The following is a 24,371-nucleotide window of genomic DNA, read 5'->3' on the forward strand; positions in this document are numbered from 1 at the left end:
CTGATATTCCTAATTATTTTTTTAATCAAATCCAGTTAATAACGCGAGCTTATTCAGCTGACTCTGGGCCAACCTCTGCTTCAGTAAGGATCACTAAGCCTGTTGCGCCTTTACCAGCAACATTACCTTCTGGAGTTGCAAGGAATAATTTTGAATCTTCAGCAGATTCTGTTAATTCAGCAGTGCCATTACCTAAGTTTTCACGCTCTCCTGTCACTTCTTCGTAGTTACTATTGCTTGATAACGTGGTTACCGCAAACATGTTGCCAGACCAAGTAGAACCTTCACCAAGTAAGCAGTCATCACGTACACCCTTGTCACTAGAATCAACACCGTCAACACCGTTTGCCACTAGGTTGTCGGTAAGATTAACCACTGAGTCATCGGTACATGCACCAGATTTACCAAAGATGAAACCTTGTTTGGCACTCACAATCGTGTTGTTAGCAACTGTTGATGGGGCTTTGAGCGTTACGCCAGCATCGATTTCTTCATCTAGTACTGAAATAGCGCCCACTTCATTACCGGTTTTAGAACGGCTATTGTTGTAGACATAGTTATTAGTCACTGTGTGGCCTTTAGAGATAATACGAATACCCGCTTCGTACTTACCATCATCTTCACCTGAGCCATCGTTGATCATAATATTGCTAGCTACAGTGTTGTTTTCACCACCTTCTAATGACACAAAGCCATTGCTGCTAATAAAAGTGTTATTTTCAATAGTGTTACTACTTAAACGCACATAGATCATCCGGCGTGATGCATTTACGTCAGTAAATAGATTGTCGCTGATGAGTGTATTGGTCACATAGTCTGTTTTAGATGAGCTTGAAGTGCCTAAACGAATCGCAAACACGTCATTGGTGCCGCTAAAAGGGTTATCAAGGGCTAAGTTGCTGAAATGGTTGTGACTAATAACCACATCTTTATGTGATGAACTCGTACCTTGAACAGTAATGAAAGAGCCTTCTTCTGTCGGTTTGTTAGTAAAGGCGTTATAGATGATTTGAGTGCCTTCACCGCGCACCATAATCCAATCTAATGGATCATCCTGGCCATTTGATGCAAGGTTTTCACCATCAATGGTCAGTTGTGATAACACCACGCCAGCAGGCTTACTCTCAACGGTTTCATAAGCCTCACCCATTGATGATGAAGTACCTACGTTGATTAGGGTGGTGGTTGAACTGTCTTTACAGATTGGAGTAACGTCTTTAAAAGTAATGTTACGTAACTGAATGTTATCAGCAGAGATAACCACACAACCTTCGCCACCTATAATTTGTGCCGCCGCGCCATATTCAGAGCCTTCTAGGCCATCATAAGTCGGTTCACCACCTAATAATACTAATGGGGTTTCGCTGTCTAAGACTAAATTGCTTAAACCGCTAAAGCTGGCAGTATTATCTAATAAGATAACGATTTGACCATCTTCATTAACGTCAGTCGCGCCGTCAATAGCCGCTTTAAGAGTGCTCAAATCAGCATCACTAAATACCAAATCAGGGACTAAATCCCCTACCGGTTCAATTGGGTCGGTTGGATCTGTTGGATCAGTAGGATCTGTTGGATCTTCAGTTATCGGCTTATCATAAAAATCACAGGCAGATAGCGTTGTTACAGCGAAAACAGCACTAATAAATAACGATAATTTATTAAGTTTCATACAACTTCCTTTTTTCTAAGTTTATTATTTTAATCGAATTCTTTTTTGCATTACTTTTGGATTGTGTAACTGGCACCAACATCTGCCATGGTCAGTACTTTTAAGCCCTTCGCGCCCACATCTAAATCTGCCGCTTCAAGCAAACCATTCGGTGCAACAATAAGCTTTGGCTCAGCAGTGCTAATACCTTCTGCTGGTAAATCTACCGCTTGGATAGGACCAAAATAGACTTCGTTGTTATAGGTAGGGTTAACCAGCTTAGCTACTTCATCATTACCTTTTAGGGCTAAAGACTTTTTCACTGCGGCGTAAGATAAGTTGTTATTAAAGGTCATATCGACACCAGCAAATACCGTCGATACTTTTTGATTGTCATAGAGGCTTACGCGGTGTTTTTTGTCTGAATATAAGACGTTTTGACGCGAGTTAATAACAGTGTTGTTTTCGATTAACACCTTGTTTGGCGTCGCTTGTTTGTTTAAGCCTTTACCTTTGACGTCTTGGCTTAATCGCTCACCTTGTTGCACATCGGTAATGCCGGTATTAATGGCGATGCCACCACGGACATTGCCGGTACCCATGACTCGCTCAATGTAGTTGTTACGAATGGTATGGCCTTCATCATATAAGCGAATACCACCTGAGTAACGTTTGCCATTACCAAGGATGACATTGTCTTCAACCACATTATTGATACCGTGACGCAATGACACCATTGAAGCGCTGTTAATAATGGTGTTACCACGTAGCACGTTGCCAGCTGACTTAAATGACACTAACTCTGTTTCACCATCACACTCGTAAAATAGGTTACCTTCAATGGTGGTTTTTGATGGATAGATTGAGCTTTTTGAATCGCCGACACGAATGGCTTCCCAGCTATTTGAGTTGTAACGGATCGCATCGCTAATATCGAACTCTTCATACTGGTTATGCTTTTGGTCATAAAACAAATTACCTTTAATGACATGGTTATCTGCAGTTTCGTCACCTTTAGCTTTCTGAATACCTATCAAGGTGCCGCGTTTATGCTTACCTTCGAAGGTGTTGTTCAATAATTGATTGTTTTTGCCGTAAAGCGATAACCATAAATACTTTGGATATTCATCACGCTTAGAATCTGGCTGATAAGCGTATTTATCATTGAAGAAGTAAAACATCGAGTTTTGTAGAGTGTTGTTATTACCGCGGAAAGTGATGCCGCCCATACGCTCAGCAGGGCCACCTTCGGTAAAGACCACACCATCGAGGGTAATATTGTTACCCACAAGGTTTAGCTGCACTAAGCCGGTAAACCAAGTTTGCCCTGGTACTTTTGCTTTAATAACAACGTTACTCGCGGTGATATCGAGACGACCTAAATCAGCATATTTGCCCGGTTCAAGAATTAACTCTTCCCCATCAGCAAGTGAAGCCAGCTTGCTTTTTAACGCTGCGCTATCAATGGCCTTGATTGAGCCTGAAGTAATCACTGCTTTTTCGTGAGCAACAATATTGTCTATTGCGACCTTATTAGTCTGTGTACCCTCATCAACTTTTGAATAATTTTCGGTGGCACATCCGCCCAGTAAACTTAACGTAACTAAACCTGCAATTAAGCTAATCTTCATTAAACCGTCCCCCTTATTTGTATTATGTTATTGTTTTATTTTTGTCGCATCATATCTGTGATATTGCGCAAACTTTTTTAAACTTTTTTATTATCAAAAGTGCAACAATCAAAATTAAACCATATAAACCATAAAAAACAGCAACTTAAAAAACTTGACCATTTAAGTCAAAAAACGTTAATCTTGTTTTTTGACGCTGGTCACATTTATGGTTCGGATAATAGCAATCAAAAAGCACTGGATCTATTGTATTATTTATTAATTAGAGGGGATTTGGATAAAAAATGACTAAAAAGACATCAGTGCCGCTTTTAACCAGTGTTATTTTTATGCTAATTGCTTGCGGAGGTGGCAGTTCAGAAACGGTTCCGCCTGAAGAAACGGTTCCGCCTGAAGAAACGGTTCCGCCCGAAGAAACGGTTCCGCCCGAAGAATGTGAAAGTTGCAGCTGGAACATTGATCAATGGAAACTCACCCTACCTGTGAGTAAAGATGATTACTACGGCACGGGTGGCGACTCTGCCGCAGAGCTAATTCCAGCTGATTGTAGCGGTAAAACTCGACTATCAAACGACACCAACGAACCCTACTTCTGGGTTGATGACAGTGATGAGCGCATGTATTTTCAGGTCAACTTAGGTGATAGTGGCGCGACTACCATCAATTCATCTTATGTACGTTCAGAATTAAGAGAGCTATATCACTATCAAACCCAAGACCCTTGCAGTAGCAGCAATCAAAACTGGGCTATAAATCAACAACATCAACTATCAAGCAGCCTGCGCATAGAGCAATACCCACAGATAAATGGCCAAGATCCTAAAGTGATTGTCGGCCAAATCCACGCTTATCAAATAAAACAAGCACTGGTTAAACTGCAATGGGATGGACCAAACAAACCAATCCGCGCCATTTTGAACGATAGCTTTGCCCCTAATAACGACAGCTGTGATAGCTGCCAGTCGTTCAGTGTTGAACTAGGCACAGTGGATGCCGGTACTCAGTGGCACTATGACATTGTGGCCAACCAGCAAGGATTAACAATCACCACTGAGATCAATAATACCACCACAGCAAGAACCCTAGCTTGGGGCGAGCCTGTACTGGCAAAAGACGGTAAGTATTACAGCTTAACAGAAGCTTGGTTAGAGGAGACTTACTACTTCAAAGCTGGAATTTATCCGCAAATCCAACCTGACGAAGACTACCAAAATCAGATTTTTGAAGTGTCATTTGACAAGATCACAATCCAGCACCAGTAGCGTTAAACGTAAATGGCAGCCGTAATATAAGGCTGCCATTAACTTATAAGCGTTAATTCCATTCAGCCCAAACGCCGCATTAATGTATGACAAATTTACAATAAGGGTTAGCAGCACTATTTACTATAAACCTTATATAAGCAGTGGCTGACGCCATATAAGATTACACTCAAACCATTAATTAAAAACCAAATAAACCTAAGCTAGTAGCAAATGGCGCAATAGTTTGCCATTAACACAATACAATAAGATCTGGATCACAGCATCGAAACCGCTAGACAACTACCCTATTTGTATTATTTAATCTTTATAACAAATTCTATGAAGGATGATATTGTGACCCAAATGACCCTACGCCCAATTGCACTACTTATAAGTGCATTAGCACTCAGTCACCAAGTACAAGCCGCTGATTTTGTGTTCTTAAATGAAGATGTTTTGCAGCAAAATCGCACCATCCTTCAAAGCAAAGATGCTAGCGCCTCAATGAAGCAAGCTTATGAACGCTTGCTTGAAGAAGCCGACATCGCCATGAAACAAGCGCCTTTTAGTGTGGCTGAAAAAGGCATGACTCCACCAAGTGGCGACAAACATGATTACATGAGTATCAGCCCTTATTGGTGGCCAGATGAAACCAAAGCTGATGGTTTGCCGTGGATCCGCCACGATGGCAAAACCAACCCAGCCTCAAAAACCACAGAAACTGACTCTAGACGCATTGGTAACTTTACCCGCTCAACCCGCGCGGTCGCCTTAGCGTATTACTTTAGCCAAGATGAAGCCTATGCCAAAAAAGGCATCGAATTTGTGCGTACATGGTTCTTGAATGAAGCCACTAAAATGAACCCTAACGTCAACTACGGTCAAGGGGTTCCCGGCAGAGCAGAAGGACGTCGAGGCGGTATTATTGATACCCGCACCCTTGCCGACAGAATGCTAGATGCCATTGCTATTTTGTCGCAATCAAAGCATTGGACTGAACAAGATGAGCAGCAAATTAAGCAGTGGTACAGCGAGTACTTAGATTGGCTAATTGTTGATGATCTGTCTGGCGGCCCTAAAGGTGAGGCGGCAGCGGCTAATAACCATGGCACTTGGTATGACTTCCAAGTGGCCAGCATCGCTTACTTTATTGGTAATGATCACCTGACTAAACAGATGGTGCAAAAAGGAAAAATGCGGGTTGATACCCAGTTTGAAGCTGACGGCTCACAACCCCATGAGATTGAGCGTACTCGTGCCTACCATTACCACTATTTCAGTATTGTGCCATTAGTGGGCATTGCTGAACTCGGTGAAAAAGTCGGGGTTGATTTGTGGAACTATGAAAACGACAAAGGCGGCTCGATGGCTCAAGGTATCCAGTTAATGGCCAACTACCATGATCCCGCAGTGAAATGGCCTTACTCACAAAAAGATGACCGTCGCCGCGTTGAGCGCATGACTAGCATCTACTTAAAAGCCGGTGAGTCACTGAATAAACCTGAGTGGATAAAGCTTGCCAAAGACACCGACTTTAGCCAGTTCAGCGTTAAAAAGAACTTAGCCGAAGTGTGGGAGCAGCGTGACATTGAGCTGCTTTATCACAAGCAATAATCATTAATAAAATCCTAACACCCAGTCGCAAACGCTACTGGGTGTGTTATTTATAGTGTCAAACAGGAGGCAAGATGCCACACCGTTTAATAAAAACTACCATTGCTACAGCGATGACAATAGGGCTTTGTTCAAGCGCCTATGCCGCCACAGACTTAGCCACTCAGCAGCAAGCCTACAAAGCCAAACTCAGCCAAGCATTAAGCCCGACGCTGGCACCTGCGCAAAATTTTGATTTATCGCAAATGAAAATCAATCTGCCTATTCCTGATCATCGCCCTGCGCGCCAAGGTCAAGTAATGGAAATTGAAGTGGATGAACTTAACGATAGCGTGCGCCCGTACACTAACCACTTTTGGTTTTACAGCCACCCTGAAACTGGCGCCATGGTAATGGCATCACCTAACACAGCACCCACTACTAAAAACAGCTCTAATGCCCGCTCTGAACTGCGGATCATGCTCAATGGTGAAGGGACCAAGGTCAACCCCAAGCACCCAAGTAATAACTTTGTCATTGATACTCACCCTAACAAGCAAGCTTATGGCGCTATCGGCGGCCAGTTAAGTGCCACCGTTGCGGTTGATTGGGTTAGTGTTAGTGGCGATGACAGTAAATTCCCATCCCACTCGGTGGTGGTTGGCCAAATTCATGGATCAAGTAAAGTTGAACCACTTAAAATTTACTACCGCAAAATGCCAAACCATGAATATGGTTCACTGTTTTGGAACTATGAAGTTTACCCAGCAGATATAGACCAACGCTACGATATCCCTATTCCAATTTGGGGCAGCGATACGTTAACCAAGCAAAGTGACGACCCTGTTGATGGCATCAAGCTAGGGGAGCTATTTAGCTATGACGTCAATGTTGTCGGCAGCTTGATGACGCTAACCTTTGTCAAAAATCCTGGTACCGATGCCGCCCAAACCAAGGTATTTAAAACCGATTTAAGTCAGCCTTACCCAGGTCACCCCATTGACCAAGGTTATGGCAGCGACAACATGTACTTTAAAGCCGGTGCTTATAACCAATGTAATCAAGGTACTGCGCACCCAGTTTGGGGCACGGGATGCACTAACAACGGCGTCGCCGCAGGAGATTACACCCAAGTGAGTTTTTATAAGCTGAACTTGAAACAGTAGTGTTGTGGGTCATTTAAGTCAGTAACTAAGCCAGCTACAAGCCAAAAAAAGCCAGCGACAAGCTGGCTTTTTTTGGCTAAAAATAACACTCATTAGCTAGCATTTATCGTTAATTTCGAGCTTGAGATCTTGATTTTTTAAACTGCAAACGAAGTTTGATAACTAAAAACCTATCGCCATAACCTTATTGTGCCCAGCAGGTAATAAGCACCGAAAATACAACAAATGACAGAACTGACAACCCAAAATGTTAGCGAGTTTTGGTGCACCAGGGGATCGGATGTGAAAAACGGTACAATTAACCCTGCAATACCGCGCACTAAATACACTGCGGAGATTAAGACTAAGCAGGTTTTTAATAGAGGAAGCTTGAAGATAACCCCAGCGCCAGATAGGGCGTAAAAGCCCCAGCCCGCTAGAATAGCAGCGATGATAAGCGTGACTATCGTTGGGTATGAGTCACCAGCTGCAGCCATCTGCGCCATCCCCTCTCCAGCACCGAAAAAACGGTACCAATCCGGCCCGCCGAAAATACAGCCGATGTGTAATAACGCAGCGAAAAAGCTTAAGTACGCAGCAACAATAAGTAAATTATTTCTTTGCATCTAAATCCCTTTAGAACATAACGTTTATAGCCAGCCAATGACTGTACATTCAGCAAAGCTATTGATTAATAAGTACTCTAGCAAATCAAAATCGAAATAACGAGTAGGCTTAATGGCCAACACTCACTTCTAATTACAACGTTAATCTTTTTAAATCAGCAAACCAAGTTTGAAAAACTCAATTTCCCATTGGCAAATAGCCAAAAAAAAACCACCTAGATAACTAGGTGGTTTTCATGGTCAACATTTTGTAGGGAACTGAGTTAACGGTTCAATCTAACCATATTTAAAGCTTAGCTATTGCTTGCTTCTGCCTCAAGGGCTGCATCTTCAATCTTGTCGTCTACCGCTTTAATCAACACTAGACCCACGGTAAGTACAATGCCGCCACACAAGATAAAGATAAAGCGTCCGGTCATTTCGTTAGGAATGAAGAACATCGACATGATCCCAATACCTGCCACCGAAATCAGTGAACCGAGCATTTTACGTTGCTTGTTATCTAATTTCTGCTGCTCTTCACCTTCTGAAATCAACGGTGTATCAAGGTTCTCGAAGAATTTATCTACATCTTTTTGACGCTCTGCAGTTAATGGCTTGTAGAACAATGTTGATGCCACGAAGAAGCCAGCAGTAAACACTAAGTGACCCACTAAACCAATGGCAACCACAAGCTCTGACCACTCACGAGAGGTTAACTGATTGTCTAAGTTAAACGCAGTTTCTATCATTTCTGGGGTAATAATAAAGCCCACAAAGAATGAAACAAAACCACCGACAACTAAGGTACCCCAACCAGCCCAGTCCGGCGTTTTCTTAATAAAGAAGCCACAGAAAGCAGGGATAGTCATCGGGAAACCAATCAAGGCGCCCACGTACATCATGGTATCGAATAAGCTTAACCCTTTGAGCGAGTTGATAAACAATGCCACCAAGATAATCGCAACACCAAAGAAAGTAGAGGTTAGCTTAGAAACCACCACTAGCTCTTTCTCGTTCGCTGTTGGGCGAACAATCGGCTCATAGAAGTTTTTAACAAAAATACCTGAGTTCTTATTCAGACCAGAATCCATAGAAGACATGGTTGCTGCAAACATGGCCGCAATCAATAACCCAACCATACCTGCAGGCATGTAAGTTTCTACAAAGTAAAGGTAAGCAAAATCAGAGGCTTTGCCAGCTGCATCTGGGTAAGCCAGTGCCAAGTTAACCCCTTCACCAGCTATAAACCAGCTTGGCATGAACCAAATTAATGGGCCCATGGTCATTAAAATACACGCTAACAATGCTGCTTTACGGGCATTTTTAGAGTCTTTTGCAGCAAGGTAACGGTATGAGTTCAGCATGTTATTGGTAATACTGAACTGCTTTAAGAAGATAAACACACCCCACATAGCAAAGATGCTCAAGTAGTTCATGTCGTTACCAACAATGAATGACTCAGTTGGGAAGTTTTCAATGATGTTATTTACGCCACCACCTTGAATAATTGCCACTACCGCACAAGTAACGGTTACGGCCATAATCACCAGCATTTGCAAGAAGTCTGAGGCGATAACCGCCCAAGAACCACCAGTCACTGACATCACTAATACCACAAGACCCGTTAGGATAATGGTGGTGGTCATGTCAAAGCCAAAGATGCCAGAGGCAATAATAGCCAAACCATTTAACCAAATACCCGCGGTAATAACGCTGTTTGGCATGCCAGTCCAAGTAAACACTTGCTCGTTAACTTTACCGAAGCGCATTCTAATGGCTTCAATTACGGTAACAACGCGAAGTTGGCGGAATTTAGGAGCGAAGTAGAGGTAGTTCATCAGGTAGCCAAAGGCATTGGCTAAGAACAATATTGCGACGGCAAAACCGTCGGTGTACGCTTTACCTGCAGCACCGGTAAAGGTCCAAGCACTAAACTGCGTCATAAACGCCGATGCACCAACCATCCACCACAGCATGTTTCCGCCGCCACGGAAGTAATCACTTGTATTGTTAGTGAACGTTCTAAACATCCAACCAATACCAATCAGGAATAAGAAATATATTCCGACAACAATCGTGTTAAGTTCCATTGTTCAACCTTAATCTAATACGCTTGAGTTGACTATAATCTAAAAGCCCCATTTAATTGTACTACAATATAGCAAATGTGTGATCAAACACATAATAGTTATTCGGCTATTTTATTTGCAGTCGCATTTTATGATTTAGATTCATTTTCAACAAAAACCAAAAAGAAAATAAAACAATAAAAAACAGTAGCATATCAAATTTGAGTGAGTGAGTTCACACATTTTATCTTAAAGAAAAAACACAAATAATTATTACATTATGACAGTTAAGAGTAGTTACTCTTTCACCACAACCACCCAATTGTAGTATTTATTAACTATTTAGAGAGAGATTTCACTCACGAAGATTAAACAAAGTCACTTTCAAACCACCTCAAAAAGCTGTTATGTGTGTAAAATACACTTAATTAATATTCAAAAAGTTTGACAGCACTGCACTCATAGTAAGTGACAGCAACAAGCATTAAAATAGCACCTAAGTGCGTTGCACACTTTCTCAATTAGCAGCTTAAAAGATGTCGCTAACCTTACTGAATGAGACTTTAATGGCAAAACCCAACCCTAAAGGCCCTAGTCGCACTGTCGATATCTTCTGTGGCAAATGTAAAACCCAACTTTTTAAGTACCGCAAAGGGGGTAAAGGCGCATTAGTAAAATGCTTTAAAGAGCGCATTGTAAATGATTACACCACCAGCCCATGTATATGTCCGCAATGTGAAAGCACTTTTGCCAGAGACACCTTGGTTCGTGGTACCCCTGCCTTTAAGATGATTGGCGGCAAGGTAACCATGAAATAAAGTCTATTAAGTCGCTGCGTTATTCAAGTCATCGCTTAACAAGCTAATCGACCCGCTGCTGATAAAGCCCATAAAAAATGCCGCCCATTACCATAAGGTATTGGGTGGCATAACGGTTTCATACTAACAAGCAGTCTCACCTAGCGTTTACATCCAGGTAAGCACTTATCATCATTAGTCTAAATGGCTTACCGCTTCTAATGTCAGCTTGATCATGTCATTCAAGGTCTGTTGACGCTCTTCAGCGCTCAAGTGTAAACCTTGTCTTAAATGATCGGTCACTGTCATCATTGCTAATGCATTAGCGCCGTATTCCGCAGCGACGCCGTAAAGCCCAGCCGCTTCCATTTCAACGCCTAAGATGCCGTACTTTTCCATTAGGTCGTAACGTTCTTCATCTGCACTATAAAATAAGTCAGAAGAATATAGGTTACCGACATGGTAACTTGCACCTTGTTTTTCAGCTGCATCAGCCGCTAAACGCAACATGTTAAAGTCAGCAATCATAGCAAAATCGGTATTAGCAAAGCGCGAACGGTTAACCGCTGAGTCTGTGCTTGCACCCATTGCCATAACCACATCCATCAATTTAATTTTATCGCTCACAGCGCCACAAGAACCGATACGGAGAATGTTCTCAACGCCGTATTCGGTGATCAACTCTTTAGCATAGATAGAGATTGACGGAATGCCCATACCAGAACCCATCACTGAAATCGGCTTACCTTGAAACTCACCGGTATAACCCAGCATGTTACGAACATCAGTCACTAGCTTAGGGTTATCAAGGAAGTTTTCAGCAATATATTTAGCACGTAGAGGGTCGCCAGGCATTAAAACTGTCTTAGCAAAAGCACCTTCTGGGGCATTAATATGTGGGGTCATGTGTTACTCCAATAAAAAGCCTGCTACTGATAAGCAGGCGTAAAAAATTAAGGTTATTAGCCGGCTAAGCTAAATAATAAACCGGCAATAGTACCGCTCATTAAGTTTGCTAGTGCAGCGGCAATTAAGGCTTTCATGCCAATTTCACTAAGGTCCTGACGACGCTCAGGGCACAATGCCGCTAAACCGCCAATCACCATGGCGAGTGAGCCAATGTTAGCGAAGCCACAAAGGGCAAAACTGATAATAATTTGGGTTTTTGGCGACAGCTCTGAAGCCACTTTTAAGAAGTCGAGATAGGCAACAAACTCATTAATCACCATTTTTTGGCCGATAAATGAAGCCGCTTGGGTCGCTTCAGACCAAGGCACACCCATTAACCATGCAAGTGGCGCTAATAAGTAACCTAAGATGGCTTGTAGCGTTAGATCTGCAATACCAAACCAACTACCTACGCCACCGATAAGACCGTTAACCATTGCAATCAATCCCACAAATGCAATCAGTAGCGCAGCAACCATCATCACCTGTTGCATGCCCATCGCTGCGCCATTGGCGGCAGCATCAAGTACATTGCTCGGTTTGTCTTCTTGCTCATCCATGACCTTACCAATGTCATTGCGAGGCGTTTCAGTTTCTGGCCACATAATTTTGGCAAACAACAGTCCTGCTGGTGCAGTCATAAAGGCAGCGGTCAGCACGTACTTAATATCAACACCCATTTGGATATAACCAATCATGGTGCCACCAGCAACAGAGGCTAAACCGCCAGTCATCACTGCAAATAGCTCTGAGCGGGTCATGTGTTTTACAAAAGGACGCACCATTGAAGGGGCTTCAATCGGTCCCACAAAAATATTGGCGGTTGCCGATAAGGACTCAGCGCGGCTAGTGCCAAGTATTTTTGATAATGCGCCGCCAATAATGCCAATAAACAGCTGCATGATGCCAAGGTAATACAGCACGGCGATGAGCGAGCTAATAAATACCACAATAAATAACACGTTAATTAAGAAGATGAATCCAACACTGAATTTGGCTAAGTCACCAAACACGAAGCTTAAGCCTTCATTGCCGTAGCTAATAACGTGCATCACGCCATTAGAAGCGCTATCCAATATGGTTTGACCCATTGGCACGTACATCACAAATGCACCAAAGGCGACTTGGAATGCTAACGCACCGATAACCGTTCTTAGGTTAATAGCCTTTCTTCGTTCTGACAGTAAAACAGCTAAACCAATCAAGGCACACATGCCTAGTAAACTGATGAAAACATCCATACATTTTTAACTCACTAAACTCTACGATACGAGCAGTTTAGCGAGCAATGGCACGGACTCAAGCAATAGATACCAGTCGGGATGATTATTTTTATTAGACGATTAAAAGCCTGATAACGCCTTATAAATAACAACACAAAGCCTAAATAGCGCTTTCATAAGGAGCAGACAGGCAGCAATCAAATTACAACTTAAAAACATCACCAACATCATCCTTATAAGGGTGACCAACTGAATCAATGGCGGCGTGATTTCAAACAGAATAAAATGTCACTTTATCCGATCAAATTATTACAATTAAGTAATTTTACAACACTAAAAAACGTTAAAAATTAGCCCCAAAATGCTTCACTTTCGAAGTACTCAAACAAGAACAATGATTCAAATAAGATAGATGAAGATGAAAAAGCCCGTTAAACGGGCTTTTTATTTAGAATGACCATTAAATAGCACAGCGGTAACTGTAACGATAAATCAGTTCGTATTCAGTTTGGTCACTGGTAACTTGGTCGATAGCCCTGCTGCAATAGCAACAAAGGCCGCCGAGATCCACAAGCAGGCTTCTAGACCATAAAACTGAAACACTGCCCAGATAATACCGTACCGATTAATCGCCCCATGGCGTTAGCCATATAGTAAAAGCCCACATCAAGGGACACTTCATCACTGTCGGCAATAATTGTGACTATTAATTAGTGCGTAAATTAGTGCGTGCTCAGTTTGGTCACAGGTAACTTGGTCGATAGCCCTGCTGCAATAGCAACAAAGGCCGCAGAGATCCACAAGCAGGCTTCTAGACCATAAAACTGAAACACTAGCCCAGATAATACCGTACCGATTAATCGCCCCATGGCGTTAGCCATATAGTAAAAGCCCACATCAAGGGACACTTCATCACTGTCGGCAATAATTGTGACTATTAATTAGTGCGTAAATTAGTGCGTGCTCAGTTTGGTCACAGGTAACTTGGTCGATAGCCCTGCTGCGATGGCAACAAAAGCCGCCGAGATCCACAAGCAGGCTTCTAGACCATAAAACTGAAACACGAGCCCAGATAATACCGTACCGATTAATCGCCCCATGGCGTTAGCCATATAGTAAAAGCCCACATCAAGGGACACTTCATCACTGTCTGCATAGCTCACGATTAAATAGCTATGCAGTGATGAGTTCACCGCAAACACAGCGCCAAATATCAGTAAGCCAATGATAATGCTGCTTTGCACATAAAAGTCCATCTGTAACGCCAGTGCGATAGCCGCAGGAATGACGCATAAATAGCTGGCCCACAATACCGCTGCACGGCCGCTAGGCACTTGGCCATGCTTTTTACCAGTAATGTAAGGTGCGAAGGATTGCACAATGCCGTAACCAATAACCCAACTTGCCATAAAGCCGCCCACCCACCAGTGATCCCAATTAAAGGTCACCGCCAAAAACACTGGCAAGGCCACCACAAACCACACATCACGAGCGCCGAATAAAAACATTCGCGCTGCAGACAATATGTTGATTGAACGACTTTTTGAAAACACCTCTTTAAACTTAGGCTTACTCTTGGCTTTACCTAGATCCTGCTTAAGCGTAACTAAGCTAAATAGCCATACCAGCGCCAACAGTGACGCCATTAAGATAATCGCCCCTCTGAACTCAAGTAATGTCAGTAATAAGCCGCCTAAGAAGAAACCCACCCCTTTTAAGGCATTTTTAGAACCGGTAAGAATAGCGACCCACTGATATAACTTGCCCTCAGCCCCTGCTGGCACCAAGAGTTTAATGGCGCTTTTAGCACTCATTTTATTTAAATCTTTAGCAATACCTGACAGTGCCTGCGCCAACATAACATAGCCAATACTAAGCATGTCAGCCGGCACCGCTAACATGGCTAAGGCGATAATTTGCAGCCCCAAACCAATATTCATGGTTTTATTCAGCCCCAAACGCGCCCCAAGCCAACCGCCCACTAAGTTAGTGACCACCCCAAAGATTTCATAAAACAAAAACAGCATGGCAATATTGAGCGGGCTATAACCTAAGTGGTGAAAATACAGCACCACCAGCATCCGCAGTGCACCATCGGTTAAGGTAAACGCCCAATAATTACCGGTTATCACCAAGTACTGCTTAATCTGTGGTGATAAATTGCTTAATGATAAAAGCCCCATTAACTCATAACCTATATCTAGTTTTTGTCAGCCAAACCAACCATGCGTACCAATTCCGCAGTGCGATTTGCATAGCCCCACTCATTGTCGTACCACACATACAGTTTTACTTGAGTGTCATTGACCACCATAGTGGATAAGGCATCAATAATGCTTGAGCGCGGGTCGGTTTTATAATCGATTGAAACCAGCGGACGCTCCTCATAACCTAAAATATCTTTAAGCTCGTTTTCTGCAGCCTGTTTTAGTACTTGGTTAATCTCAGCAATATCGGTTTTACGCTCAACTTCAAATACGCAATCGGTTAAAGAGGCATTGGTTAATGGCACTCGAATCGCGTGACCATTAAGCTTGCCTTTTAGCTCAGGGAAAATATGGGTAATTGCCGTTGCTGAACCTGTGGTGGTAGGAATTAAGCTAGTGCCACACGCACGGGCGCGGCGTAAATCTTGATGCGGTGCATCAATAATGGTTTGAGTATTAGTGATGTCATGAATGGTGGTCATTGACCCGTGTTTGATACCAATTTTTTCATGAATAACTTTAACCACAGGGGCTAAACAGTTAGTGGTACAAGAGGCTGCGGTCACAATAGGGTGAAGCGCTTTATCATATAAGCCTTCGTTAACACCCATCACGATATTCAGCACGCCATCTTCTTTAACCGGCGCAGTAACAACGACACGTTTTACGCCTTGATCTAAATAAGCTTGCAGCAATGCTTTGGTTTTAATTTTACCCGACGCCTCAACCACTACATCACACTGTGACCAGTCAGTATCTTGGGTTGCCACATTTTGAGTACATGGGATGGTATTGCCATTAATGACCATGGCTTGAGTGCCATTCACTTCAGTATGGCTTGCTTCATGATGCCAACGGCCATGAACTGAATCAAAGGTCATCAGGTGCGCTAATGTTGCGGCATCGCCCGCGGGATCATTGATATGCACGATTTCAATCTCATCCCAATCAAATGCGGCGCGCATTGTTAAACGTCCCATACGGCCAAAGCCATTAATTCCGATTTTAATAGTCATTAGTAAGTTCTCTGCTGTTTCTTAAGGTTAATTTTTAAATTTGTTCTGTAATTCTTTGCTTAGCGCTAGTTACAAAAGTTTGCCTTGCTAAAGTTTGCCTTGCTTGGCCGACCTTGCATTTGCGCTAGCCTTTGCAGCGGCGCGGCTATTAGGGAAATATTATTTTCAGTGGTTTGTGCTATCACAGATTTGGCCCACAAAGGCAGCTCGGCATTAATCCGATAAAACACCCACTGGCCATGTTTACGGTCGCTGATAATGTTGGCTTTTTTAAGCACCGCCAGATTACGCGACACCTTAGGCTGGCTATCTTCTGCCAGCGCTTGCATTAACTCGCAAACACACAGCTCGCCGTGGTAATGGGTCAGCATTAGGGTTTTTAAGCGAATATCATCTGTCAGGCATTTATAAAAAACGCTGGGTTCAAGGCTAGTTATGCCCTCATTGCTGGTGGCTGATTCTGAGGTAATCGTTTCTGGGGTAATAGCTTCGACCAAAAGAAACATCGACAAGCGATTATTGATTTCATTTAAGGTGGTTAAAAATGGATGATAACCTTGACGCGATTTTGGATCGGGAAAATCCCATGCCAGTTGTTTACCCGCACCTTCATAACTGCGGCACTCATCAGTGGCACGATCACAAAGGGTGATGACATAATCAAACTGCTGCGCTTTAAAGTCGCTAATAGGATTTGAAACAAGCTGAGTCATATTAGCCGTATCAATACCAAAACGGTGCAAGGCATCAATAGCACGAGGATCCACCGCTTCAGGCTGAGTACCAGCGCTATAAACCTCAAAGCGATCACCCGCGCGATGTTTTAACAACACTTCAGCCATTTGCGAGCGGGCTGAATTGCCCGTACACAGAAATAACACTCGTTGTTTGTTAATACTCATATTTATACCCATTCAAAACTTATATAAAAGATTGTATATACGAAATACCATATATTCTAGTTTTATTTTGAGCTTAGAATGATAAGTTTCAGCTAATATTCAAACTCCCATAAACAAAAAAGCCCCAACATCTGCATGTTGAGGCTTTTAAAATGCTAGTAATTAACTCTCGATTTATTCAACCGTTACCGATTTGGCTAGGTTACGTGGTTGATCCACGTCTGTACCTTTAATTAGTGCCACATGGTATGACAATAACTGTAGTGGAATGGTATAAATCAGCGGTGCCATAAACTCATCACAGTGTGGTACTGGGATTACCTTCATGGTGTCATCAGACTCAAACTCGGCATCTTTATCGGCAAACACATACATTAAGCCACCACGAGCACGCACTTCTTCGACGTTTGATTTAAGCTTTTCAAGCAGCTCGTTGTTAGGTGCGACAACAATAACTGGCATGTCAGCATCAATAAGCGCTAATGGGCCGTGCTTTAGTTCACCAGAGGCATAGGCTTCTGCATGAATGTATGAAATTTCTTTCAGCTTTAGTGCGCCTTCCATTGCGATTGGGTATTGATCACCTCGGCCTAAAAATAGTGCATGGTGCTTGTCGGCAAAGTCTTCGGCTAGCTCAGCAATGGCATCATCTAAACCAAGGGCTTGCTCAACTTTCGCAGGCATAGATTGTAGGCTTTGGGTGATAGCGGCTTGCATTTCTTCACTCATGCCATTGTGACGACCAATTGCTGTGGTTAGCATTAATAAACCAGCCAATTGCACGGTAAAGGCTTTAGTTGAAGCCACACCAATTTCAACGCCGGCTTTCATCATGTAAGCCATATCAGATTCACGCACTAATGATGAACCAGGTGCATTACAGATGGTTAAGGTGGCTTTATAGCCCATTTCTTTTGCTAGACGCATTGCCGCTAAAGTATCAGCTGTTTCACCTGATTGTGAAATCGTCACCAACAAGCTGTTAGGGAATAAGTGCGATTTGCGATAACGGAACTCAGAGGCAATTTCAACATTACAGGATACGCCTGCCCAGTCTTCTAACCAGTAACGCGCCGCCATACCCGCATGGTAACTGGTACCACAGGCAATGATTTGTACGTGTTTGATGTCTTTTAAGAACTCGGCTGCGTTGTCACCAAAAGCAGTATCTAATACTTTACCACCAGCAATACGGCCTTCTAAAGTATGGGCGATGGCAGTTGGCTGCTCGTAGATTTCTTTAAGCATGTAGTGACGGTATTCACCTTTATCACCGGCATCGTGGGTGACTTCTGACTCTTTCACTTCACGCTCTACTGCATTGCCATCAACATCAAAAATATTCACTTCACGGCGAGTCACTTCGGCTACATCACCTTCTTCTAAAAAGGCAAATGAACGGGTAACAGGTAATAAAGCCAGCTGATCTGATGCGATAAAGTTTTCACCTAAACCGTAACCCACGACTAACGGGCTACCACTACGGGCAACAACCATGCGAGAGTTATCACGGCGATCGACAACTACAGTTCCGTAAGCACCTTCTAGTTGTTTAACAGCAGTTTGCACAGCGGCAACTAGGGTGTCATGTGTTTTCAACTCGTGATGAACAAGGTGACAAATCACTTCGGTATCAGTATCTGATGCAAAGCTGTAACCCAAACCTTTTAGCATTTCGCGCAGTTTATTATGGTTTTCAATAATACCGTTATGCACTACGGCAATATCGCCTTCAGACACATGTGGATGAGCATTACGCTCGCTTGGCTCACCGTGGGTTGCCCAACGGGTGTGCGCAATACCTGTGCCGCCAGCCAGTGGTGCTGCGGCTAACGCATCTGATAACTCTTGTACTTTACCGACGCGGCGAGTACGGCCAAGTTGATCATTATTGATGATGGCAACACCTGCAGAGTCATAACCACGGTATTCAAGGCGCTTAAGGCCTTCTACTAAAATTTCAGCCACATCTCTTTGCGCTACTGCGCCTACGATTCCACACATAATTTATGTCCAATTATTTAATTTAGTAAAAATGAAAAACTATTCTTTGTGAGGAGCCAAAATGACTCTCACACCATATTCTGTAATTGTGGCCACAGTCTCTGCAGGTAGCTTGTCATCAGTGACTAATACACTGATATTGCTCCAAGGTAATTCGAGGTTGGGGATCCTGCGGCCAAACTTGTCCGATTCAAGCATCACGATAACGTCTCTTGAGACCTCTGCCATCACTTTGCTTAAGCCAGTTAATTCGTTAAAGGTGGTGGTGCCACGGGCTAAATCAATGCCATCTGCGCCAATAAATAGCTGGTCAAAGTTATATGAGCGTAGTACTTGTTCCGCTATTTGACCTTGAAACGACTCTGAATGCGGATCCCAAGTGCCGCCGGTCATCAATAATGTCGGCTCATTTTCTAACTCATGGATGGCGTTTGCCAGTTGCAATGAGTTCGTCATCACTAACAAACCGCGCTTATGATTGAGCTGTTGAATTAACCCTGAGGTGGTACTGCCGCTATCAATGATAATGCGGTTGTGATCGTTAATTAATTCAGCCGCAGCTTTGGCGATTGATAATTTATTAGGGGCTATTTTGCTGCTAAATGCCTGAGTGACTTCATCAGGTATAGCAACTGCGCCACCATAGCGGCGTAATAACAGTCCGGTTTTTTCTAAAGTGGCTAAGTCTTTACGAATGGTGACTTCAGAAGTTTCGAACCGTAAGGATAACTCATCAACACTGACTTCACCTTGGCTATTCAACAGGCTAATAATGCTATGGCGTCGCTGCTGTGTGTTTCTTTTATTCATGTTCAGTAGCTTAAGTTTCGGTTCGAAAGACATATTATAACTAAACGAAACTTTTTTACTAGCCTTTGAAAGTTAGCTATTTCAAATTTAGCCCAACAAAAAGCCCCTATCATTGATATAGGGGCTTGATATTGATAATCAAAAGTTAAAGTAAGCTAGCAGTGTCACTGTAACAATTGTGGCAGTAATTTACTTAATGCCTTATTAATACTTAGAATTTTGCTTCAAATGCTAAGCTAAAGTTCCGTCCCTCTCCAACGGTGACATCAGTTTCTGAACCACCATCAAGATAGTCGGTATCAAATAGGTTTTTGATATTCATGCGTACGCTAATATCGCTTCCCATTACCGGCATTGAATAGGCAGCACCTAAGTCAAAACGAAAATAGTCGTCTTTTACAATGGCATTACTGGTATTAGCAAAACGTTCGCCAACATATATTGCCCCGAAATTAAAGGCTAAGTCTTGGGTCATTTCGTAACGAGTCCAGATATTCGCCGATAATTCAGGCGCATCTACTGGGGTTTTGCCATTCAAGCTATCTTGATCTGGGCGGATATACTCTGCATCTAAATACATCATTGAACCGGTCATAAACCATTTATCGCTTAGTTGGCCTTGTGAACCTATTTCAAAACCTCGATGGCGCTGCTCACCTGATTGAGTGGTAATGGTTTGCTCAGAGTTTTCAATCTGCTCTTTTACTGTGACATTATTCACTGTGATATCAAATACAGCGCCAGTCAGCAATAAACTGCCGTCAAATAGCTCCCACTTGGCACCAAGTTCATACTGTTCGCCGTATTCAGGATCAAGGTTCATTTGGTCATTAAGATCATTAATATCGTTAACCATACCTTGTGGTGTGAAGCTTTTTGAATAATTAAGGTAAATGCTTGCGCTTTCTACTGGCGAGTAAATAAGCCCAAACTTAGGTGACACTGCATAGCTATTGTTACCAGCACCTTCTTTCTTTTGCTCGTCATAACGCATACCAGCCAGCGCTTTCCATGAGTCATTGATTGTTATTAAATCTTGAATATAAAAGCCGTAATGCTTGTATTCACTTTCAGATTTAGTGTCATCATTACGATAATCAAGTTGAGGGTTAGGCATGGGCAGCCCAGGCATCACAACTTGATATTTGTCGCCAGATTCTTTGAGCTGACCGTAATAATAATCAAGCATATTGGCGCCAATTAACAATTGATGACCTAAATTACCAGTTTGAAAATTACCCGTTAAATCAACAAAGCCAGTCTTATGCTGCCAATCATCATAACGATCAAATGGACTGATATAGTAGCCATCAGTTAGCGGATCATCACCACATGCAGTACATAGGCTTGGCGATGAATCTAAACGCTGACGGTTAAATTGTTGGTCGTTATAACCAGCTTTAATTTTCCAATCATCAGTTAAATGATAAGTTAATTCAGCACCTAAATTACTAATGGTGTTATCGGTAAATGCCCAAGGCATATCCCAAATCGTGTCACGTCCACCAATAAGTTCTCCATCAGCATCTAACCAACCACCACGATCGATTCCGGTTTTGTCTTGGGTATGGTCATATTTAACCGACAACAACAAATCATCAGTGACATCAAACTCTACATTTAAATAGCCTAACCAACGATCTCGTTCTTGATTAGAGTCATCGCGGTACTCTCGCCAATACTGGGTATCTTGTTTCACCAGCACGGTGCGATAGCGCAGCGTTTGCGCTTCATTCAAACTGCCACCCGCATCAAGTTGCAAACGAGTAGAACCATGCTCATCAATGTCAAAACCGATATAGATCATTGAATCATAAGTCGATTTTTTGGTAACCATATTAATCAGTCCACCGGGACCTGACTGACCGTACAACATGCTTGAAGGCCCTTTTAACACTTCAACTTGCTGTAATGTTTCGATTGGCTGTACATAGTGAGACCACTGCTGCTGACCATTAATCAAGAAACCTGAGCCTGAAGATAGCTCAAAACCGCGAAGGTTAAATACCTGACGATTCCACTTTTCACTGCCGCCAGTCACACTGGAGTCATTAACTAGCACTTCTGATAAATTCGTGGCTAATTGCTCGTCGGTAATAAAATCAGGAATGACGGTAACTGATTGAGGGGTATCTAAAATGCTAATATCACCGCGCATTGCGCCAGATGCCGTACCGACTTTATAGTCATTGAATTGTCTACCTGTGACTTCAATATGCTCGATACCTGGAGAGCTGGCTTGATTGGTATGGCTCTGCTCTTCTGCTATAACAGACATTGATAAAATTGCACTCGTTACCGCAAGTGACAAACAAGATAGCTTTGTTAACATCTTCACCCTCTAAAGTTTCGCAATTGTGTATTTATGTGGCGCAACTATAAATGAGAATGATTATTATTAAAGTTTATTTACATTGCCTTTACCTTTGTGTTTTTTATGTAAAAAAAAACGACAAGCAACTATGCTTGTCGTTTGATATTTAATCGTTTTTTAGTCTATTTGGCTTTTTTAACTGGTCTTGCCCAACCACTGATATGGCGCTGTTTAACACGAGTAATAACTAACTCGCCTTCAGCGACATCTTTAGCAATTGTTGAACCAGCACCCAAAGTGGCATTTTTACCTATGGTCACTGGGGCAATTAATTGAGTATCACTCCCCACAAATACGCCATCTTCTATGGTGGTTAAGAATTTATTCGCACCATCATAGTTACAGGTAATAGTACCTGCACCAATGTTAACCCCTGCGCCAATATTGGCATCGCCTAAATAAGCCAAATGGCCAGCTTTAGAGCCTTCACCTAACACTGCCTTTTTCATTTCAACAAAGTTGCCAATATGGGCATTATCTTTTAGCTCAGCGCCTGTACGTAAACGAGCAAATGGTCCAGCACTGGCTGCAACTCCAAGCTTTGCCCCTTCAACGATTGAGTAAGGCTTAATTTCAGCATTATCAGCGATAACGCAGTCAGTTAATATCGCGCCTGCGCCAATAGTGACATTGTTACCTAAAGTCACTTTGCCATTAAAGATGACATTAACATCAATCATCACGTCCATACCCACGGTCACATCACCGCGGATATCGATACGGCTAGGATCACGTAAATTTGCGCCAGCCAGCATTAACGCTTCAGCTTCACGGGCTTGATAAGCACGCTCTAATTGCGCTAACTGAACGCGGTTATTAGCGCCTTCAACTTCCACTGCTGATTGTGGCTGCGCGGTATCAATTGCCACTCCATCTTCGTGGGCCATAGCAATAATATCGGTTAGGTAATACTCACCTTGGGCATTACTGTTTGAAAGACGCCCTAGCCACGCTTTTAATTGCTTACCAGGTACCGCCATAATGCCGGTATTCACTTCATTGATAAGTAGTTGCTCAGCATTAGCATCTTTTTGCTCAATAATACCAACAACCTTGCCACCTTCGCGCACGATACGGCCATAACCGCTTGGGTTAGCTAAATTAACTGTTAATATTGCTAAACCATTTTCAGGGCGAGCAGCAAGTAGGCTTTCTAAGGTAGACTGCTGAATTAACGGCACATCCCCATATAAAATCAGCACAGTGTCATCATCGTTAATGTTTGGATTGGCTTGCGCGACGGCGTGGCCTGTACCTAATTGCTCAGCTTGCAATACCCAATTAACCGCTTGCTCACCTAAAGAAGCTTGCAGCTTGTCTGCGCCATAGCCATAAACCAATTGAATAGCGTTTGAGCCTAATGAGTTTGCAGTATCAATAACATGTTGCACCATGCTTTTGTGGGCAATAGGGTGCAGTACCTTTGGCAAGTCTGAACGCATCCGTGTTCCTTTACCAGCAGCTAAAATTACAACATTTAATGACATCGGGATTCCTTTATACAAGTTTTCAATTTTGGCTAATGCAGTTTATTGACGCTGATTTTAACCTAGATTGTGGGGGACAGGAAATCAGCATGGAAATTATTACACTATTAGTCAAAAATTGGCGTATAAGCACGACTATTATGATGCAATTGATTCAAATTCTAGATACAAAAAAGGCGACCCTAGGGTCGCCTTTTCAAAACAATAACCTTTATCTGGCAATGTTCTTTTTGATGGTTTCAACAACACGAAGTTGAGCTAATGATTTAGCTAATTCAATTGTTGCAGCTTCATAATCAAAGTCAGCACCAGCATTAGCGATATTCGCTTCAGCCTTTTGCTTAGCTTCTAATGCAGCTTGCTCATCAATATCATCGGCACGCAAAGCGACGTCAGCAAGAACAGAGATTGAAGCAGGTTGTACTTCCAGGATTCCACCTGAAAGATACATCACTTCTTCACTACCATCTTGCTTGATCATGCGCGCCATGCCAGGTTTGATTCTAGTAAGTAATGGAGCATGGTTAGGCATAATGCCTAACTCACCCTCGGTGCCGCTCACTTCTAAGAAGCTTACTTCACCGCTGAACATGCTGTTTTCAGCACTTACTATATCAAGTTGGACTGTCATGGCTGCCATCAAGTTCTCCTAAAATACTAAGCTA

18 protein-coding genes and 2 pseudogenes are annotated in these 24,371 nt (G+C 42.8%); 4 read left to right on the forward strand and 16 right to left on the reverse strand.

Annotated features, from left to right (window positions below):
- Positions 1-49 precede the first annotated feature (49 nt).
- Together Q4557_RS13005 and Q4557_RS13010 are read right to left on the reverse strand one after the other, a co-directional pair.
- Positions 50-1,669 (reverse strand): chondroitinase-B domain-containing protein, encoded by a 1,620-nt coding sequence (locus Q4557_RS13005; protein ID WP_303413208.1) that lies wholly within the window; start codon positions 1,667-1,669, stop codon positions 50-52.
- Between the two features lie 50 nt (positions 1,670-1,719).
- The gene (locus Q4557_RS13010; RefSeq protein WP_303413210.1) at positions 1,720-3,279 is read right to left on the reverse strand and encodes a polysaccharide lyase 6 family protein; all 1,560 of its coding nucleotides are present in this window, start codon (positions 3,277-3,279) and stop codon (positions 1,720-1,722) included.
- A 284-nt stretch (positions 3,280-3,563) separates the two neighbouring features.
- Here Q4557_RS13010 and Q4557_RS13015 point away from each other — a divergent pair, with 284 nt between their 5' ends.
- The 3 genes from Q4557_RS13015 (at position 3,564) to Q4557_RS13025 (ending at position 7,282) form a co-directional block, all read left to right on the forward strand.
- Positions 3,564-4,541: a polysaccharide lyase family 7 protein gene (locus tag Q4557_RS13015; protein WP_303413212.1), complete on the forward strand. Its 978-nt coding sequence runs from the start codon at positions 3,564-3,566 to the stop codon at positions 4,539-4,541.
- A gap of 345 nt (positions 4,542-4,886) precedes the next feature.
- The gene (locus tag Q4557_RS13020; protein WP_102475882.1) at positions 4,887-6,137 is read left to right on the forward strand and encodes an alginate lyase family protein; all 1,251 of its coding nucleotides are present in this window, start codon (positions 4,887-4,889) and stop codon (positions 6,135-6,137) included.
- Between the two features lie 74 nt (positions 6,138-6,211).
- Positions 6,212-7,282, forward strand: a complete 1,071-nt coding sequence (locus Q4557_RS13025) for a polysaccharide lyase family 7 protein (RefSeq protein WP_303413214.1) — start codon at positions 6,212-6,214, stop codon at positions 7,280-7,282.
- Positions 7,283-7,452: 170 nt separating this feature from the next.
- On the opposite strand, the gene Q4557_RS13030 is transcribed toward Q4557_RS13025, so the two are convergent.
- Together Q4557_RS13030 and Q4557_RS13035 are read right to left on the reverse strand one after the other, a co-directional pair.
- Entirely contained in the window at positions 7,453-7,887 is a 435-nt protein-coding gene (locus Q4557_RS13030; protein WP_102436356.1) for a hypothetical protein, read from the reverse strand.
- A 293-nt stretch (positions 7,888-8,180) separates the two neighbouring features.
- Entirely contained in the window at positions 8,181-9,959 is a 1,779-nt protein-coding gene (locus Q4557_RS13035) for a transporter (protein ID WP_102436358.1), read from the reverse strand.
- Between the two features lie 545 nt (positions 9,960-10,504).
- On the opposite strand from Q4557_RS13035, the gene Q4557_RS13040 reads away from it, so the two are divergent.
- Positions 10,505-10,756, forward strand: a complete 252-nt coding sequence (locus Q4557_RS13040; protein WP_102475883.1) for a hypothetical protein — start codon at positions 10,505-10,507, stop codon at positions 10,754-10,756.
- A gap of 174 nt (positions 10,757-10,930) precedes the next feature.
- Here the strand turns inward: Q4557_RS13040 and deoD are convergent, their stop codons facing one another.
- The 12 genes and pseudogenes from deoD to Q4557_RS13100 all read right to left on the reverse strand — a co-directional run bounded on the left by deoD (position 10,931) and on the right by Q4557_RS13100 (position 24,346).
- Positions 10,931-11,641, reverse strand: a complete 711-nt coding sequence (gene deoD, locus Q4557_RS13045; protein WP_303413219.1) for a purine-nucleoside phosphorylase — start codon at positions 11,639-11,641, stop codon at positions 10,931-10,933.
- 56 nt (positions 11,642-11,697) lie between these two features.
- Positions 11,698-12,924 (reverse strand): NupC/NupG family nucleoside CNT transporter, encoded by a 1,227-nt coding sequence (locus Q4557_RS13050; protein WP_303413221.1) that lies wholly within the window; start codon positions 12,922-12,924, stop codon positions 11,698-11,700.
- Between the two features lie 474 nt (positions 12,925-13,398).
- Positions 13,399-13,598 (reverse strand): annotated as a pseudogene (locus Q4557_RS13055) (hypothetical protein); the annotation flags it as partial.
- Between the two features lie 30 nt (positions 13,599-13,628).
- Positions 13,629-13,829, reverse strand: a pseudogene (locus Q4557_RS13060) (hypothetical protein); the annotation flags it as partial.
- 30 nt (positions 13,830-13,859) lie between these two features.
- The gene (gene arsJ, locus Q4557_RS13065; RefSeq protein ID WP_303413223.1) at positions 13,860-15,089 is read right to left on the reverse strand and encodes an organoarsenical effux MFS transporter ArsJ; all 1,230 of its coding nucleotides are present in this window, start codon (positions 15,087-15,089) and stop codon (positions 13,860-13,862) included.
- A 17-nt stretch (positions 15,090-15,106) separates the two neighbouring features.
- Entirely contained in the window at positions 15,107-16,129 is a 1,023-nt protein-coding gene (locus tag Q4557_RS13070) for an ArsJ-associated glyceraldehyde-3-phosphate dehydrogenase (RefSeq protein WP_303413225.1), read from the reverse strand.
- 65 nt (positions 16,130-16,194) lie between these two features.
- Positions 16,195-17,031, reverse strand: a complete 837-nt coding sequence (locus Q4557_RS13075) for a metalloregulator ArsR/SmtB family transcription factor (protein WP_303413227.1) — start codon at positions 17,029-17,031, stop codon at positions 16,195-16,197.
- A 174-nt stretch (positions 17,032-17,205) separates the two neighbouring features.
- Positions 17,206-19,035: a glutamine--fructose-6-phosphate transaminase (isomerizing) gene (gene glmS / locus Q4557_RS13080; RefSeq protein ID WP_102436372.1), complete on the reverse strand. Its 1,830-nt coding sequence runs from the start codon at positions 19,033-19,035 to the stop codon at positions 17,206-17,208.
- A 39-nt stretch (positions 19,036-19,074) separates the two neighbouring features.
- A complete protein-coding gene (locus Q4557_RS13085) occupies positions 19,075-19,845 on the reverse strand; it encodes a DeoR/GlpR family DNA-binding transcription regulator (protein ID WP_102436374.1) in 771 nt (256 codons plus the stop codon).
- A gap of 211 nt (positions 19,846-20,056) precedes the next feature.
- Positions 20,057-22,177 (reverse strand): TonB-dependent siderophore receptor, encoded by a 2,121-nt coding sequence (locus Q4557_RS13090; protein WP_303413230.1) that lies wholly within the window; start codon positions 22,175-22,177, stop codon positions 20,057-20,059.
- Between the two features lie 164 nt (positions 22,178-22,341).
- Positions 22,342-23,706 carry a bifunctional UDP-N-acetylglucosamine diphosphorylase/glucosamine-1-phosphate N-acetyltransferase GlmU gene (gene glmU / locus Q4557_RS13095; RefSeq protein ID WP_303413232.1) on the reverse strand — a complete coding sequence of 455 codons (1,365 nt, stop codon included), beginning with the start codon at positions 23,704-23,706 and terminating at the stop codon, positions 22,342-22,344.
- Positions 23,707-23,917: 211 nt separating this feature from the next.
- Positions 23,918-24,346 carry a F0F1 ATP synthase subunit epsilon gene (locus tag Q4557_RS13100; RefSeq protein ID WP_076541813.1) on the reverse strand — a complete coding sequence of 143 codons (429 nt, stop codon included), beginning with the start codon at positions 24,344-24,346 and terminating at the stop codon, positions 23,918-23,920.
- Positions 24,347-24,371: the final 25 nt, after the last annotated feature.

This window comes from Shewanella sp. 5_MG-2023, assembly GCF_030547465.1.
In the GTDB taxonomy this organism is placed as follows: domain Bacteria; phylum Pseudomonadota; class Gammaproteobacteria; order Enterobacterales; family Shewanellaceae; genus Shewanella.